The 14,646-nt window shown below is 39.9% G+C and carries 14 protein-coding genes; 6 read left to right on the forward strand and 8 right to left on the reverse strand.

The annotated features are described in order from the left end of the window. Positions 1–22 precede the first annotated feature (22 nt). The 5 genes from ATE92_RS12115 to rpsA all read right to left on the reverse strand — a co-directional run bounded on the left by ATE92_RS12115 (position 23) and on the right by rpsA (position 5,305). A complete protein-coding gene (locus ATE92_RS12115) occupies positions 23–928 on the reverse strand; it encodes a ribonuclease Z (RefSeq protein WP_100803966.1) in 906 nt (301 codons plus the stop codon). Between the two features lie 79 nt (positions 929–1,007). Then, complete coding sequence (locus tag ATE92_RS12120; RefSeq protein WP_100803967.1) at positions 1,008–1,343, reverse strand: ribonuclease Z; 336 nt, start codon at positions 1,341–1,343, stop codon at positions 1,008–1,010. After that, on the reverse strand, positions 1,333–2,271 hold the full coding sequence (locus ATE92_RS12125; RefSeq protein WP_100803968.1) for an aspartate carbamoyltransferase catalytic subunit: 939 nt from the start codon (positions 2,269–2,271) through the stop codon (positions 1,333–1,335). Before ATE92_RS12125 ends, ATE92_RS12120 begins: the two co-directional genes overlap by 11 nt. An 89-nt stretch (positions 2,272–2,360) precedes the next feature. Beyond that, a complete protein-coding gene (gene pyrR, locus ATE92_RS12130) occupies positions 2,361–2,900 on the reverse strand; it encodes a bifunctional pyr operon transcriptional regulator/uracil phosphoribosyltransferase PyrR (protein WP_100803969.1) in 540 nt (179 codons plus the stop codon). A 446-nt stretch (positions 2,901–3,346) separates the two neighbouring features. Beyond that, the gene (gene rpsA, locus ATE92_RS12135; RefSeq protein ID WP_100804431.1) at positions 3,347–5,305 is read right to left on the reverse strand and encodes a 30S ribosomal protein S1; all 1,959 of its coding nucleotides are present in this window, start codon (positions 5,303–5,305) and stop codon (positions 3,347–3,349) included. 332 nt (positions 5,306–5,637) lie between these two features. Between rpsA and ATE92_RS12140 the strand changes: the two genes are divergently transcribed. Then, entirely contained in the window at positions 5,638–6,522 is an 885-nt protein-coding gene (locus tag ATE92_RS12140) for a phosphatase PAP2 family protein (RefSeq protein ID WP_232729156.1), read from the forward strand. A 67-nt stretch (positions 6,523–6,589) separates the two neighbouring features. Further along, positions 6,590–7,162: a TMEM175 family protein gene (locus ATE92_RS12145; protein WP_100803970.1), complete on the forward strand. Its 573-nt coding sequence runs from the start codon at positions 6,590–6,592 to the stop codon at positions 7,160–7,162. A 9-nt stretch (positions 7,163–7,171) separates the two neighbouring features. Here ATE92_RS12145 and cmk read toward each other — a convergent pair whose 3' ends face one another. The 3 genes from cmk to lon all read right to left on the reverse strand — a co-directional run bounded on the left by cmk (position 7,172) and on the right by lon (position 11,456). After that, a complete protein-coding gene (gene cmk / locus ATE92_RS12150; protein WP_100803971.1) occupies positions 7,172–7,864 on the reverse strand; it encodes a (d)CMP kinase in 693 nt (230 codons plus the stop codon). Beyond that, positions 7,864–8,883, reverse strand: a complete 1,020-nt coding sequence (gene porQ, locus ATE92_RS12155; protein ID WP_100803972.1) for a type IX secretion system protein PorQ — start codon at positions 8,881–8,883, stop codon at positions 7,864–7,866. The genes cmk and porQ overlap by 1 nt, the downstream gene beginning before the upstream one ends. 122 nt (positions 8,884–9,005) lie before the next feature. Beyond that, entirely contained in the window at positions 9,006–11,456 is a 2,451-nt protein-coding gene (gene lon / locus ATE92_RS12160) for an endopeptidase La (protein ID WP_100803973.1), read from the reverse strand. A gap of 217 nt (positions 11,457–11,673) precedes the next feature. Between lon and ATE92_RS12165 the strand changes: the two genes are divergently transcribed. Genes ATE92_RS12165 through ATE92_RS12180 form a run of 4 tightly spaced genes read left to right on the forward strand, consistent with a single transcriptional unit; the run spans position 11,674 to position 14,598 of the window. Next, the gene (locus ATE92_RS12165; protein ID WP_100803974.1) at positions 11,674–12,234 is read left to right on the forward strand and encodes an RNA polymerase sigma factor; all 561 of its coding nucleotides are present in this window, start codon (positions 11,674–11,676) and stop codon (positions 12,232–12,234) included. Beyond that, on the forward strand, positions 12,227–12,772 hold the full coding sequence (locus ATE92_RS12170) for a hypothetical protein (protein WP_100803975.1): 546 nt from the start codon (positions 12,227–12,229) through the stop codon (positions 12,770–12,772). Before ATE92_RS12165 ends, ATE92_RS12170 begins: the two co-directional genes overlap by 8 nt. Beyond that, positions 12,756–13,844 carry a hypothetical protein gene (locus tag ATE92_RS12175; protein WP_100803976.1) on the forward strand — a complete coding sequence of 363 codons (1,089 nt, stop codon included), beginning with the start codon at positions 12,756–12,758 and terminating at the stop codon, positions 13,842–13,844. Before ATE92_RS12170 ends, ATE92_RS12175 begins: the two co-directional genes overlap by 17 nt. A gap of 19 nt (positions 13,845–13,863) precedes the next feature. Further along, positions 13,864–14,598 (forward strand): head GIN domain-containing protein, encoded by a 735-nt coding sequence (locus ATE92_RS12180; RefSeq protein WP_100803977.1) that lies wholly within the window; start codon positions 13,864–13,866, stop codon positions 14,596–14,598. Positions 14,599–14,646: the final 48 nt, after the last annotated feature.

The raw sequence follows: 14,646 nt of genomic DNA on the forward strand, positions 1-14,646 counted from the left end.
ATTTTTTGGGAGGGAAAGGTTTCTACAATTTAAAGGTTTTTCCATCTTCCGCTAATTCTACATTTTGGAAAACTGTTTCTGCTTCAGTTTTAAAAGAGTTTAAATCTCCATAACGTCCGGAATAATGGCCCAATATAAGCTTACCCACATTGGCTTGTTGCGCAATTAGTCCTGCTTCCCTGGCCGTACTGTGCTTTGTTGGTTCACATAAATCTCTATGGGTCTCCAGGAATGTCGATTCGTGATATAAAGCCGTTACGTTGCTTATTTGAGGAACAATTTCCGGATAATATACAGTATCACTGCAAAACGCGTACGATTTTGACGGTTCGGGGTCTGAAGTAATTGAGCTATTGGCAATTGTAATACCATCTTTATTTACCACATCGAAACCTTGCTTTATTTTGCTGTAATAACTCAAATCTACATTAGCCTTTTGGGCATCCTCAACATTTAATTTACGTTCTCCGGGCTTTTCTTTAAATAGGAAACCATTGGTATAAACGCGATGGTTTAGCGGAATGGTGGTGACCACTACCTTATCATCTTCAAAAATAGTTTCAGAATCCTTGCTTTCCAATTCGTGAAAATACAGCGGATAATTAGTCCATGATTTTCCCAATTTAAGCTGAAGTGTAATGGCTTCCTTAATACCTTTCGGGCCATAGACGTGCATTTCGGCCTCTCTTCCCAATAATCGGAAGGTGGAGATAAGTCCGATTAATCCAAAAAAGTGATCGCCGTGTAAGTGGGAGATGAAAATATGTCTTATCCTGGAAAATTTCAGTTTGTACTTTCGCAGTTGCACCTGAGTCCCTTCCCCGCAGTCGATTAAAAAGAGGTGCCCTTTAATTTCCAATACCTGAGCTGTGGGATGCGCGGTAATACGTGGAGTTGCAGAATGACAGCCTAGGATGGTGAGTTTCATTAAATTTACGATTTACGCTGGACGATGTTAACCGTCATTCTTAGCTATCAATTACAATTGAAGTTGAAGCGAAAATAGTTTAAAATCCTAAATCGCGTTCTATTTCTTCCATTTCGATGATATCTGCGGCTTCCTGAACCGTGGGAACGACAGTCATTTCAAACGGAACATCGTCAGGATCTATTGCATTATTAACGATTACAAATGAAAATTTAGTCTTGCGATGCAGATTTGATGTTTTAAGAAACAATAGTAATTCGGGCAATTCTAGTTCGGTAAACTCCAACAGGTTTACAACTACATTTTGTCTTTTAAACTTATTCGGAATTTGAAATTCCAAAAATGATGCAAACGACTTGATGTCGTTCTTTTCATCTGCTAAGACCACAAAATTATCCTGATTTTCAATCTTCATCGTGCTGTATCTTTGAAGCTAATAAATAGAGAACCGCCATCCGTATGGCAACTCCGTTTTGAACCTGATCCAAAATAATGGCCTGTTTGCTATCGGCGACATCGCTGGTAATTTCTACTCCGCGGTTAATAGGTCCCGGGTGCATCACAACAATTTCCTTTTTTAGTGAGTCCAATAGCGCTTTATTTATTCCAAATTGTTGGGTGTATTCTCTGGTCGTTGGAAAATAACTTATCTCCATTCGCTCATTTTGTACTCGGAGCATATTGGCCACATCGCACCATTCCAAAGCTTTCACTAAGTTGTTTTCGATCTCAACTCCCAATTTTTCTATATATTTAGGTATAAGCGTTTTAGGACCACATACCTTTACTTTTGCTCCAAGCTTTTGCAAGGCGAAAATATTCGATAAAGCCACTCTTGAATGCAGTATATCTCCTACAATCACTACTTTTTTACCTGCTACATCACCTAGTTTCTCACGAATGGAGTAGCAATCCAATAGCGCCTGAGTGGGATGTTCGTGGGCGCCGTCTCCTGCGTTCACAATACTGGCTTTTACATGTTTGGAGAGAAATACTCCCGCGCCCGGATTGGGGTGGCGCATTACTACCATATCGACTTTCATAGACAGGATATTATTAACCGTGTCTATGAGAGTTTCCCCTTTTTTTACTGAAGATGATGCCGCTGAGAAATTTATCACATCTGCCGAAAGGCGTTTTTCTGCTAATTCGAATGACAAACGTGTTCGGGTACTGTTTTCGAAGAAAAGGTTTGCGATGGTAATATCCCGAAGCGAAGGAACTTTTTTAATGGGACGATTGATGACTTCTTTAAAGTGGTCGGCCGTCTCGAAAATAAGTTGAATATCGGCTTCTGTGATGTATTTAATTCCTAATAAGTGGTTGACACTTAGTTCGCTCATTGTTTTTATTCTAAAAACGCTATAGGCTTTATGCGTTTCGCTTTAGGCTGCCTATAGCTTATAGCCCTTAGCTTACTGCGTAATTAGCGCTAGCTATTTACGAGATATACTGCGTCTTCTCCGTCATTTTCCTTCCAGCACACCTTTACTTTTTCATTATTGATTGCGTCTACCTGTCTACCGCGATAATCGGGTTGAATGGGCAGATGTCTGCTAAATCGTCTGTCAATTAGTGTGAGTAATTCTATCTCCAAGGGTCTTCCAAACGACTGTATGGCGGTTAATGCCGACCGAATACTACGTCCGGTAAACAGCACATCATCTACAAACACTACTTTTTTATCTTCAACAATAAAATTAATATTGGTTCTGTTTGCCTCCAAAGGTTTGTCGCCTCTGCGGAAGTCGTCCCGATAAAAGGTAATGTCTAAATACCCCAAAGGTATGTTCTTAATTTTATATTCGGTTTCCAGGAGTGTTTTAAGGCGTTCGGCCAAAAAGACTCCTCTCGGCTGAATGCCAATGAGTACCGTATTGTTAAAGTTATCGTGATTTTCTATTAACTGGCAAGCCAAACGGTGAAGCGCTATGTGTACTTCCTTTGCGTTTAATAACACTTTTTGGCTCATAGAGTAGTTCTGAATGATATTCAGAGGACAAATTTAAGGGTTTTATTTGAATTCTGTCGCTTCGAGTGGTTTTTATCACCTGGAGGTGAGAAAAATTGTATCGAGAAGGAACCACCCCGCCCGCCTCCGGCGGACATCCCTCCTTGAAAAGGAGGGGAATCAATGCTCAACTTAATTAGGAGAGATTGTAGAAAAAGTGCGTCAAAGATTAAAAAGGAGCAGGAACTTCACCTCCCCTAATCTAGGGGAGGTGTCCGCCAAAGGCGGACGGAGGGGTTCGCATTAGGGGATTGAGCCAAGTACCGCGTACAGGCGAAAGCCCGCCAAAAATGTTATCTCGACTGCGCTCGATATAACATTTGTGGAATGCCCTAAAACAAAAAGCCTTTCATTGCTGAAAGGCTCTTTAAATATAGGATTAGATCCCTGTTTTTAGTAGGACTTGTTTATTTTTTCTTTCCGTCCATTTTGTCCTTCAATTCCTGAAGTTTTGAATTTGCATCACCCAAAGTTGGTTTAGCCTCTTCAGCTTGCGCGGCTTGCTTCTTAGCAGCTTGCTTTACAATCTTAGCCTCTTCCTCTTTGTGAATTGCCATGTGAGATGCTACCACTTTCTTGAATTCTTTGTTAAATTCAATAATTTGGAATTCTGCTTCTTCACCTTTCTTCAAGTTGTTACCGTCTTCTTTTTCTAAGTGACGTGTAGGAACAAATGCAGAAATATCTTCGTTGAAGTTGATTACTGCTCCTTTGTCTACCATCTCATCGATAGCTGCGGTGTGCTTAGTGCCTACTGCAAACTCATCTTCGTACTTATCCCAAGGGTTTTCGGTGGTTTGCTTGTGACCTAAGCTTAACTTACGTCCTTCAACATCCAACTCTAACACAACCACTTCTAACGTATCACTAATATTGGTGAATTCGCTAGGATGCTTGATTTTCTTGGTCCAGGAAAGGTCGCTTATGTATATAAGTCCGTCGATTCCTTCTTCCAATTCTACAAACACTCCAAAGTTGGTAAAGTTGCGTACAATCCCTTTGTGAGTAGATCCTACCGGATATTTCTTAGTGATATCGGTCCATGGATCGGGAGTTAATTGCTTAATACCCAATGACATTTTGCGTTCTTCACGGTCTAAAGTAAGTACCTGAGCCTCTATCTTATCACCTACGTTTACAAAATCCTGAGCACTACGCAAGTGTGTAGACCAAGACATTTCGCTTACGTGGATCAAGCCTTCAACACCTTCGGCAACTTCGATAAATGCACCGTAATCTGCGATTACAACTACTTTACCTAGTACTTTATCCCCTACTTTCAATTCGTCTCCAAGCGCATCCCATGGATGAGCGTTCAATTGTTTCAATCCTAATTGGATACGTGTCTTGTCTTCATCGAAGTCAAGGATAACCACATTCAATTTCTGGTCTAATTCAACTATTTCGTTCGGATGATTGATACGAGACCAGGAAAGGTCTGTAATATGCACCAATCCGTCAACTCCTCCAAGATCTACAAAGACACCGTATGAGGTGATGTTTTTCACAACACCTTCCAGTACCTGACCTTTTTCAAGTTGTCCGATAATTTCTTTTTTCTGTTCTTCGATATCAGCTTCGATCAACGCTTTATGAGAAACTACAACGTTTTTGAATTCGTGGTTAATTTTAACCACTTTAAATTCCATTGTTTTTCCAACATATATATCGTAATCACGGATAGGCTTCACGTCTATTTGTGATCCCGGTAAGAAAGCTTCAATACCAAACACGTCTACAATCATACCACCTTTGGTACGGCATTTTACAAAACCGTTTACGATAGTACCTTCGTCATGGGCTGCATTTACGCGATCCCACGCCTTAATCGTTCTAGCTTTACGGTGAGAAAGAATCAATTGACCTGTACTGTCTTCACGTACGTCGATTAACACTTCTACCTTGTCCCCAACCTTTAGTCCGGGATTGTAGCGAAACTCGTTAAGAGATACCACACCTTCAGACTTGGCGTTGATGTCAATAATGGCATCGCGATCTGAAATGTAAACTACTTCACCTTCTACTACTTCATCATCTAAAGTATCTACGAAGTTTGCGGCTACTAATTTTTCGAATTCTTCCAGCTTACCATCGTCGATAGGATCGATTCCTTCTTCGTAGTTGTGCCAGTTAAAATCACTTAGGAATTTTTCGGGGTTGCTCTCTTTTAGAGAAACTTCCTCTTGAGGTTTTTCAGTTTTAGCAACTTCTGCCACTGTTTCTTCCACAGTTTCAGTTTCCTCTTTTTTAGCTTTTGCAGGTTTGTCCGCTTTTGCTTTAGCTCCGGTAGTTTTTACCGCTGCTTTTTTGGTTGTTTTTGCAGTTTTCTTTTCTTCTACTGCTGTTTCTTTTGCTTTATCAGCCATGCTGTAATATTTGATTTCTTCGGAAATGATTTCCTCTAAAATCAAGGGTTTGTATTCTGTGTTCGGACTGAAAGTTATAACGACGCTCCCACAGAAGGGTTGTTGTTTGTTTTGTTTTTAGTTCCTTTTACTTCAGTCTTGTCGTTAAAAGGGCTGCAAAAATACTACTTATCTTTTGATTTTCAAAGAGTTTTGTTTACTGACTTTAATTTTTTTTAATCTGAAGCTAACTTCTTCTTTTGAGGTAATAAAAATTTAAAATTGAAAGCAATTTTAGGCTAAATTTGTTATGAAACCATCTTTGAGAAAAGTATCAAATTAAGCTGGTATTTATGAGCTATCTCTTCAGAATTAATGGATCATTCAGTGCTTCGGGACCTGTGTTGTGGATTTTACTCTTCTTTTTTTCCGTCCAAGGCGTTACACAAAATGCTGTGGCACGAGATACAACCACTACTATGTGGCAGGATTTCACGTACGACATGGGAAATGTTTTTCAGGGGATTGGCTTTGCGTATAGCAGACCTGTTTACTGGTCACAAGATGATTTTATTCCAATAGGCGTAACTGCCGGCGGAACCTTGTTGCTCTTTGCGTTTGACGATAACATCAATAACGGATTGGAAAAACACAAGGAGGAAGTTCCAAATATTATACTGGAATACGGCTATTATGCAGGCGCACCTCAAAACAATTACGGTTTGACAGGGGCTGTCTATTTAACCGGTCTTTTTACGCGAAATGAAAAGCTGCGGCGGACGGGTGTGTTGTTGATTTCATCGGCGACAGCAACCGGATTTTTACAACAACTATCGAAGTCACTTGTTGGAAGGGCCCGACCCGGAGCCGGTTTTGGAAAAGATCATTTCCGTCCTTTTGGTGGCAGTCCGGCCTACCGTTCATTTCCCTCGGGACACGCAGTACTCACTTTTACGAATGCACATATTATTGCGAAACAATTTGATAGCCCATGGGTAAAAGCCGGAATTTATACTGTGGGAGTTATTCCGGGTATCACCAGAATATACGATCAGGCTCACTGGGCTAGTGATGTTTTTTTAAGTTGGGCAATGAGTTATTTCGTCGTGGAAGCAATCGACCTGTATTTAGACAGAAAGTATTCAAAAAAATACAACGATTCTAGAAACAATTCCACCGGTTCATTAGATTTCTCATTTAACGGAAATATGCTGGGTGTGATTTATACTTTCCAGTGATTTTGCAAGATTTCATATAAGCCAATAAAATATATTATATTTCGAATAGCAATTCAAATTCAATATCATGACCACCAACCGATTAGAAGCCTTTAGCGATGGCGTACTCGCCATCATCATTACTATCATGGTATTAGAATTGAAAGCGCCGCACGATGTCACGCTTGAAGCGCTTGTACCGGAACTCCCCGTGTTTGCGAGTTATCTCTTTAGTTTTATCTACCTGGGTATTTATTGGAACAATCATCATCACCTCTTTCAAGTGACCGAAAAGGTGAACGGTAAAATACTGTGGGCGAATTTGCATTTGTTGTTCTGGCTATCACTTATTCCGTTTACTACCTCCTGGTTTGGAGAACACCCATTGGAAAATGTGCCTGTATTTTTATATGGCTTCAACCTGCTAATGAGTGCAATTGCATATTATATACTGCAGACGGCTATTTTAAAACACCACGGTAAGGATTTCATTTTAAAGAAAGCGGTTGGAAAAGATTTTAAAGGAAAAATTTCGATGCTTTTGTACATTATCGGAATTGGGGTGTCGTTTTTTAGCACTTGGATTGCTATTGGTTGTTATATCGCTGTAGCCGTTATATGGTTAATTCCGGATAAAAGAATCGAAGAAAACATTGACTAAAATTCCCTTTTAAACTCTTCCTGCGATTCGGTCTTTTGCAAGTTGCAGAATAATGTGAAACTGATCCTCCAGGTTCATTTCCGAATTGTTTATTTCGATGGCATCCACAGCTTTCATAAGTGGTGAATCGTCTCTATTGGAATCTATATAATCCCGGCGGGTTACATTTTCCAAGACTTCCTCGAAAGTTACCATATCTCCTTTGGCAATTAATTCTTTGTAACGCCGTCCGGCTCTTTCTTCAGCCGTAGCATTCATAAAAATTTTCAGCTCCGCGTCCGGAAATACAACGGTTCCAATATCACGACCATCCATTACCACGCCTTTTTTAGTACCCATTCCCTGTTGCAAGGCAACTAATTTTCTACGTACTTCAGGTATGGTGGCGACCGGACTAACCCATTCGGAAACTTCGAGGGTACGTATTTCATTTTCGACATTTATTCCGTTAAGGTACATTTCGGCTTTTCCGTCAGAATTAGTTCTGAATTCTAAAGATATTTTGGGAAGTTTTTTTATCAACTTCTTTTTTTTCAAGTTATTCCCTGAAATACAGCCTTTTCGCATAGCAAAAAGCGTTACTGCCCGATACATGGCGCCACTGTCTATATAGACATATTCTAACCAATCTGCCAATTGCCTTGCCACCGTACTTTTTCCGGTGGAGGAATACCCGTCAATAGCAATAGTAATTTTTCGCATTACTGCAAGTTAATATTTAATCCGAAATTACTTGTGGAAGCGGCTGTGTTATATTTTACGTACGAATAGCTGAAGCGAAGTTTGTTTAAACGAAGAGAAAAACCGGCGCTTAGACCGGCAAAGGCTCTTCTTTCCAGAATACGAAGCTCTTCCCCACGACGAAGATTATATCCAAGACGGATATTGAATCCGCTTTCCGGAAAGATTTCAATGCCCACAATCATATGTCGGAAGGCATGATCTATAAAGTTTATCTTTTTGCCTTGCGAATTCCCTTCCAAATCGACCACCGCCTGATTTGGATTAGCGAATGCCAATTTCCACTGCTGCATATTTTCCAGCGTAAAATGCCAGCGAATTGGAATATTTTCCAAGGTTTGTGAAATCCCGAAAATCAACTCGAATGGTAAAGGTTCGTATTGGGTATCGTAGGCTGTAAATTGAGTCCCTATGTTTCTCGCCACCCCTGTAATGTGTAAATCCCAATCTTCATAGACATACATTACCCCAATATCGACAGCCCCTCCGAAGGAGGAATATTGTTCCAAGGTCGAGGAAATAAGTTTCAGGTTGGCACCTACATGAAAATTGGTAAATGGAATGTTTCGGGCGTGTCCCACAGAAAGTGCCACTTCACCTCCACTAAAAGTATCGGTTGGATTTCCTTGTTCGTCGTACCCGTCAAATTTGCCGTAGTTAATATAGGTAATCCCGGTGTGGAGCACCTGAGTTCTTCGGTCCCACAGATAGGCGTAAGCAACGCTTCCGTAGTTAATATCACCTATATAATTGAAATAGTTCAAGGACAATTGATTGTCCATAGCAGGATTGATAGCTGCCGGATTAAAAAGCCCTTGCGTTGGGTCGTAATCGTAATTAGTCACTGTTTTGCCCCCTAACGCGGCCTGCCGTGGGGAATTCACTAAATTCAAAAACTGGTAGGTCGACTTACCTCCTACTTGAGCGAAGACTGAAGTAGTTATAAATGAGGCTAATAAAAAGAAAACCTTATGGTTCATGTAATGTGAGATACTTTACCTGAAATCTAAACGAGTGCAAGTATAATTTATTTTCGGGAGGGTACGAAATGATTGCGATTTAAAATATTTCAGCCCTAGTTCCCGCATAAATTATAAAAGTGCTACAACTTTTTAGCATTTTTCACTTTTTCCTTAGTCAATGCCAGATTCAGCACATCGCTCATATCCTTCACATAATGAAAGGTAAGTCCTTTTAAATATTCGGGTTTTATCTCATCGATGTCGCGTTTATTTTCTTCACACAACAGTATCTCCTTAATGCGCGCACGTTTGGCTGCCAGAATCTTTTCTTTAATACCGCCAACAGGTAACACCTTCCCGCGAAGCGTAATTTCTCCCGTCATGGCAAGACTTTTCTTTACTTTTCGTTGTGTAAATAGTGAAACTAAAGAAGTTAGCATCGTAATTCCCGCACTGGGTCCGTCTTTTGGAGTGGCGCCTTCCGGTACGTGAATGTGTACGTTGTATTTTTCAAAAACTTCCGGGTCTATACCTAAAAGAGAAGCGTTCGATTTTATATATTCCAAAGCAATCGTAGCAGACTCTTTCATTACTTTTCCTAGATTCCCGGTCATGGTAAGCTGCCCCTTGCCCTTCGATAAAATAGATTCAATAAAAAGGATGTCTCCTCCTACTCTTGTCCACGCCAATCCGGTAACAACACCCGCCACATCGTTATTTTCGTATTTGTCACGCTCCATTTTTGGGGCTCCCAACACTTCAACAATCATTTCATTGTTGACTTTAACCGTGTAGTCTTCGTTCATTGCAATTTTCATGGCTGCATGTCGTACCATTTTTGCAATTTGCTTTTCCAACCCTCTCACACCGCTTTCTCTGGTATATCCTTCAACAATTTTTTCCAATTGCGGTTTCGCTATGGCGAGGTGTTTTTTGTTTAGTCCGTGTTCTTTTAATTGCTTCGGAAGTAAATGCTTCTTGGCTATCTCAATTTTTTCTTCTATAGTATAACCCGAAACATTAATAACCTCCATTCGATCCCTCAAAGCAGGCTGAATGGTACTCAAGCTATTAGAAGTAGCTATAAACATTACCTTAGAAAGGTCGTAGCCCAACTCCAGGAAATTGTCGTAAAACGAATGATTTTGCTCCGGATCCAAAACTTCGAGCATGGCTGAAGAAGGATCCCCTTGGCTTCCAACCGAAAGTTTATCAATTTCGTCCAATACAAAGACCGGATTACTGGCTCCGGCTTTTTTAATACTTTGAATGATTCGTCCCGGCATCGCTCCAATATAGGTTTTTCGGTGGCCTCTTATTTCGGCCTCATCACGCAATCCACCCAATGACATCCGTACATACTTTCGTCCCAGCGCTTCTGCTATGGATTTTCCTAATGAAGTTTTACCCACGCCAGGTGGTCCGTACAGGCACAAAATGGGCGATTTCATATCGTTTCGCAGTTTTAAAACCGCCAGATACTCTATAATACGCTGTTTTACATCGTCCAGCCCGTGATGGTCTCTATCTAATATTTTCCGCGCTCTGTGTAAATCGAATTTATCTTTACTGTATTCATCCCAAGGCAGATCCAAAATTAGATCCAGATAATTTCTTTGGATACTGAATTCGGCTACTTGCGGATTCATACGCTGCAATTTGGCCAGTTCTTTATCGAAGTGTACTTTAACTTCCTTACTCCATTTCTTGGTTTTGGAGCGTGAGCGCATTTCTTCTATTTCGGCTTCGGAAGAATTACCTCCCAATTCTTCCTGAATGGTCTTCATCTGCTGATGCAAATAGTACTCGCGTTGCTGCTGACTTATATCACTTTCGACCTTCGATTGAATATCCTGTCGTAGCGAAAGCTTCTGAATTTCAATATTCATATAGCGCAATGTTTCCAGCGCACGGTCTTTCAAGTCGTTTATTTCCAATAATTTTTGCTTCTCTTCCACCGAAATATTCAGGTTGGAAGAAACAAAGTTTATAAGGAAGGAATTGCTTTCAATATTTTTTATGGCAAAGGCAGCTTCGGAAGGAATATTAGGGCTGTCTTTAATAATTTCGAGTGCCATCTCCTTGATAGATTCGATAATGGCATTGAACTCTTCATTTTCCTTGGCCGGACGTGCTTCAGCTACTTCTCTGATGGTAGCGGTCATATACGGTGAAGTTGTAATTACTTCAGAAACCTCAAAGCGCTTTTTTCCTTGTATGATAACAGTGGTATTTCCGTCAGGCATTTTCAGGACACGCAAAATCTTTGCGACTGTACCAATGGTATTGATATCGGCTAATCCGGGTTCTTCCTTAGCTTCCTCTTTTTGTGAAACGACACCAATCACCTTAGTTCCGTTATTGGTTTCGTTAATTAATTTGATGGATTTATCACGACCTGCAGTGATGGGAATTACAACTCCCGGAAATAAAACAGTATTGCGAAGTGGAAGTATGGGTAGAATTTCAGGTAGTTCCTCATTGTGCATGGCTTCTTCATCTTCGGGCGTCATCAACGGAATTAATTCTGCGTCTTCCTTTAGTTCTTGAAATGACAAACTGTCTATCGTTGTTAATTTTGTTTTGGACATATAATCGATTACGACATTGTGTCACTAAAATAGCGCTTACAATGCTGTTAGTATATTAATTTTATTATAAATTTTTAAAAACACTACTGAAAATCAACTGCTTCAGCAACATCTTCAACAGTATAAGTCAAGAGTTATGCCAATCGCTTAAAAAATTTCTACAGCAAGTGTAACAATTGGTATCTTAGTTCATCTTTAGACTAAACAATTGTATTTTTTGTCACTAACCGACCAACATATTAATACGTTACTCGCTCTTTGTCAGAAAGGAAATCAGTTGGCACAGCTGGAAGTCTACAATCGTTATCAACATGCCATGTATAATACATCGCTTCGTATTGTAAAAAATACGGCCGAAGCAGAAGATGTAATGCAAGAATCGTTTATAACGGCGTTTGAAAAATTGCACACCTTTAAAGGTGAGGCTTCGTTTGGATCCTGGTTGAAAAGAATTGTAGTGAACAACAGTATTTCACAATACCGAAAGTCGCTGCGTTTTCAGGAAATAAATGATAGCAATCTTCCTGATGTTGAAGAAGACAGCTTTGGAATTGCTGCATTTGAAGAGGATGAAGTCCCGTTAAAAGCGCGGCAGGTGATGGCAGGAATGAAGGAGTTACATGACAGTTATCAGGAGGTTTTGACCCTTCATTTTATTGAAGGATTCGATTACGAGGAAATCTGTGAAATTTTACAAATAAGTTATGCCAATTGCAGAACGCTTATTTCGAGAGCAAAAGAAAGTTTACGAAAAAAATTAATTATACATTATGAATAAAGATTACGTACATAATCTGTTTAAAAGTTTGGAAGGCAACTTCGATGACCATGAAACTCCGGAAGGACACCAAAAACGGTTTCTGGAAAGGTTGAATGCGCAAGCGCAGAAACCTGAAAAAACCAAAGGATGGTGGAAACCTCTTTCCATAGCAGCTTCGATAGTGGTACTGTTTGGTTTAGGATTTACTTTTCTGAATCAACCCGCACCAATAGGCGATTTGGCGAGTGTTTCTCCCGAAATGGCAGAAACCCAAACTTTTTTCACAACAACCATCAATAAGGAATTAGCCACCTTAAAAAGTCAAACCACACCCGAAACCAAGGCCTTGGTAGACGATGCAATGCGACAAATGGAAGTACTTGAACAGGAATATGAAAAACTCAAGATGGATCTCTTGAAAAGTGGTAACAACAAACGTGTAATTTATGCGATGATTACCAATTTCCAGAACCGTATCGAGTTACTCGAACAAGTACTTGTAACAATAGAAGAAGTTAAAAATCTAAATAACACTAAAGATGAAATCACAATTTAAAAAAGCAGTATTCCTGTTACTTATCCCGGCAATTGTATTTGCCAATCCCGATAAGTTTAAGGGGAAATACACCAAGGAAAAAACACTTAAAAAAGAATACAGTGTAAATGCCAACGCAGGTCTTAAAGTAGACAATTCGTACGGTAACATTTACATTACTACCTGGAACGAAAACCGAACCGTAATAGAAGTCCATATTACTACGAACGGAGATGATGAAAAAGAAGTGCAGGAGCGTTTGGATCAAATTACTGTAGATTTTACAGGCAATGCCTCTCTGGTTACAGCAAAAACAAGATTTGGAGACAATAATAACAATTCCTGGAGCTGGTGGGGGAAGAAACACAAAAGTATCTCCATTGAAGTAAATTACACCATTAAAATCCCGGCAATGAACTCGGTCGACCTTAATAACGACTACGGATCCATTAATTTGAACCGACTGGAAGGCAATGCAAAAATAAATTGCGATTACGGACAGTTAATAATTGGGGAACTTCTCGCAGACAATAACTATTTGAACTTCGATTATACCAGTAATAGCACTATTGCATATATGAAAAGTGGAAAGATAGATGCAGATTACTCCGGTTTCGTTTTGGATAAGGTGGGTCGTTTAGAGCTAAATGCAGATTATACCAATTCGGAAATTGGAGAAGCAACCGAGGTAAATTACAACAACGATTACGGAAAAGTTACCATTAACAAGGCCGGGAATATTACAGGGCGCGGCGACTATGTGAGCAATCGTATTGGAACAGTAACCGGAACTCTAAATTTAAACACCGATTATGGTTCTATTACTGTCGACAGGCTTACGGGTTCTGCAAAGGATGTAACTATTAATGCAGATTACACAGGAATTAAATTGGGCTTTGCAAGCAATTATAACTTTAATTTTACCGTAAATTTAACCTATTGCAGTTTGAAGGGTGTAGAAGAAATATCAGTCACTAATACTTCAAAAGAAAGCAGCCATAAAATGTATTCCGGTTATCATGGAAGTAAGAATTCAGGAAACACAGTAAATATCAGGTCGGATTACGGTGGAGTGACATTTATCAAAAACTAACGCATTTAAACCAAACAATATGAATACACTAGTACACTATGCGCTGACACTTACCATCTTCTTTTTAGGACTTTCGGAAGTAAACGCCCAATGGAAACACGAGAAAGTAGTTGGTAACGGAAATGTGACAACAAAAACCGTGAACACATCAGACTATACCGAAATAAAGGCAGTAGGTTCTATGGATGTTCACTTGCACAAGGGTACCGAAGGAACAATTACTGTTACTACGGACGAAAACCTTCAGGAGTATATTATCGTTGAAGTACAAGATGGGAACACCTTGGTAATTAAAACGAAGAACAATACTTCCCTTACGACCAAAAACGGAATTCATGTTACCGTACCATTTCAGGATATTAAAGGCGTATCTCTGGTAGGGTCGGGTGATATTGATTCAAAAAATACCATCCAAAGTGATGCATTTGAAGTATCTGTAACAGGTTCTGGAGATCTAGTTTTAGACATTGACGCCAATGAATTAGACGCAAAGGTGACCGGATCGGGTGATATGAAGCTTTCCGGGAAGGCTCAAACTTTAGAGCTAAAACTATCCGGTAGTGGTAATTTTATGGGTGGAAGCATGATCTCCCAAAATGTACAAGTCTATGTTTCCGGCTCAGGTGATGCTGAAGTTATGGCCAAAAGTAATATAAAAGCACGTGTAAACGGTTCGGGGGATATTCGATACAGTGGTAGCCCCGAAAAAAGTGATACCAAAGTAATGGGCTCCGGTTCCATTAGATCGATGTAAATTTCAAAAACATAGTGAAATAAAAAAACCGCCCGAAAAATCGGGCGG

This window comes from Ulvibacter sp. MAR_2010_11 (assembly GCF_002813135.1).
In the GTDB taxonomy this organism is placed as follows: domain Bacteria; phylum Bacteroidota; class Bacteroidia; order Flavobacteriales; family Flavobacteriaceae; genus Altibacter.

What these genes read in the sequence shown, in the direction of transcription:
- ATE92_RS12180 (WP_100803977.1), top strand. Translation starts at nt 13,864, where the DNA reads ATGAATACACTAGTACACTATGCGCTGACACTTACCATCTTCTTTTTA.
- ATE92_RS12125 (WP_100803968.1), bottom strand. Translation starts at nt 2,271, where the DNA reads ATGAGCGAACTAAGTGTCAACCACTTATTAGGAATTAAATACATCACA.
- rpsA (WP_100804431.1), bottom strand. Translation starts at nt 5,305, where the DNA reads ATGGCTGATAAAGCAAAAGAAACAGCAGTAGAAGAAAAGAAAACTGCA.
- ATE92_RS12175 (WP_100803976.1), top strand. Translation starts at nt 12,756, where the DNA reads ATGAAATCACAATTTAAAAAAGCAGTATTCCTGTTACTTATCCCGGCA.
- ATE92_RS12145 (WP_100803970.1), top strand. Translation starts at nt 6,590, where the DNA reads ATGACCACCAACCGATTAGAAGCCTTTAGCGATGGCGTACTCGCCATC.
- cmk (WP_100803971.1), bottom strand. Translation starts at nt 7,864, where the DNA reads ATGCGAAAAATTACTATTGCTATTGACGGGTATTCCTCCACCGGAAAA.
- ATE92_RS12140 (WP_232729156.1), top strand. Translation starts at nt 5,638, where the DNA reads ATGAGCTATCTCTTCAGAATTAATGGATCATTCAGTGCTTCGGGACCT.
- pyrR (WP_100803969.1), bottom strand. Translation starts at nt 2,900, where the DNA reads ATGAGCCAAAAAGTGTTATTAAACGCAAAGGAAGTACACATAGCGCTT.
- ATE92_RS12115 (WP_100803966.1), bottom strand. Translation starts at nt 928, where the DNA reads ATGAAACTCACCATCCTAGGCTGTCATTCTGCAACTCCACGTATTACC.
- ATE92_RS12170 (WP_100803975.1), top strand. Translation starts at nt 12,227, where the DNA reads ATGAATAAAGATTACGTACATAATCTGTTTAAAAGTTTGGAAGGCAAC.
- lon (WP_100803973.1), bottom strand. Translation starts at nt 11,456, where the DNA reads ATGTCCAAAACAAAATTAACAACGATAGACAGTTTGTCATTTCAAGAA.
- ATE92_RS12120 (WP_100803967.1), bottom strand. Translation starts at nt 1,343, where the DNA reads ATGAAGATTGAAAATCAGGATAATTTTGTGGTCTTAGCAGATGAAAAG.
- porQ (WP_100803972.1), bottom strand. Translation starts at nt 8,883, where the DNA reads ATGAACCATAAGGTTTTCTTTTTATTAGCCTCATTTATAACTACTTCA.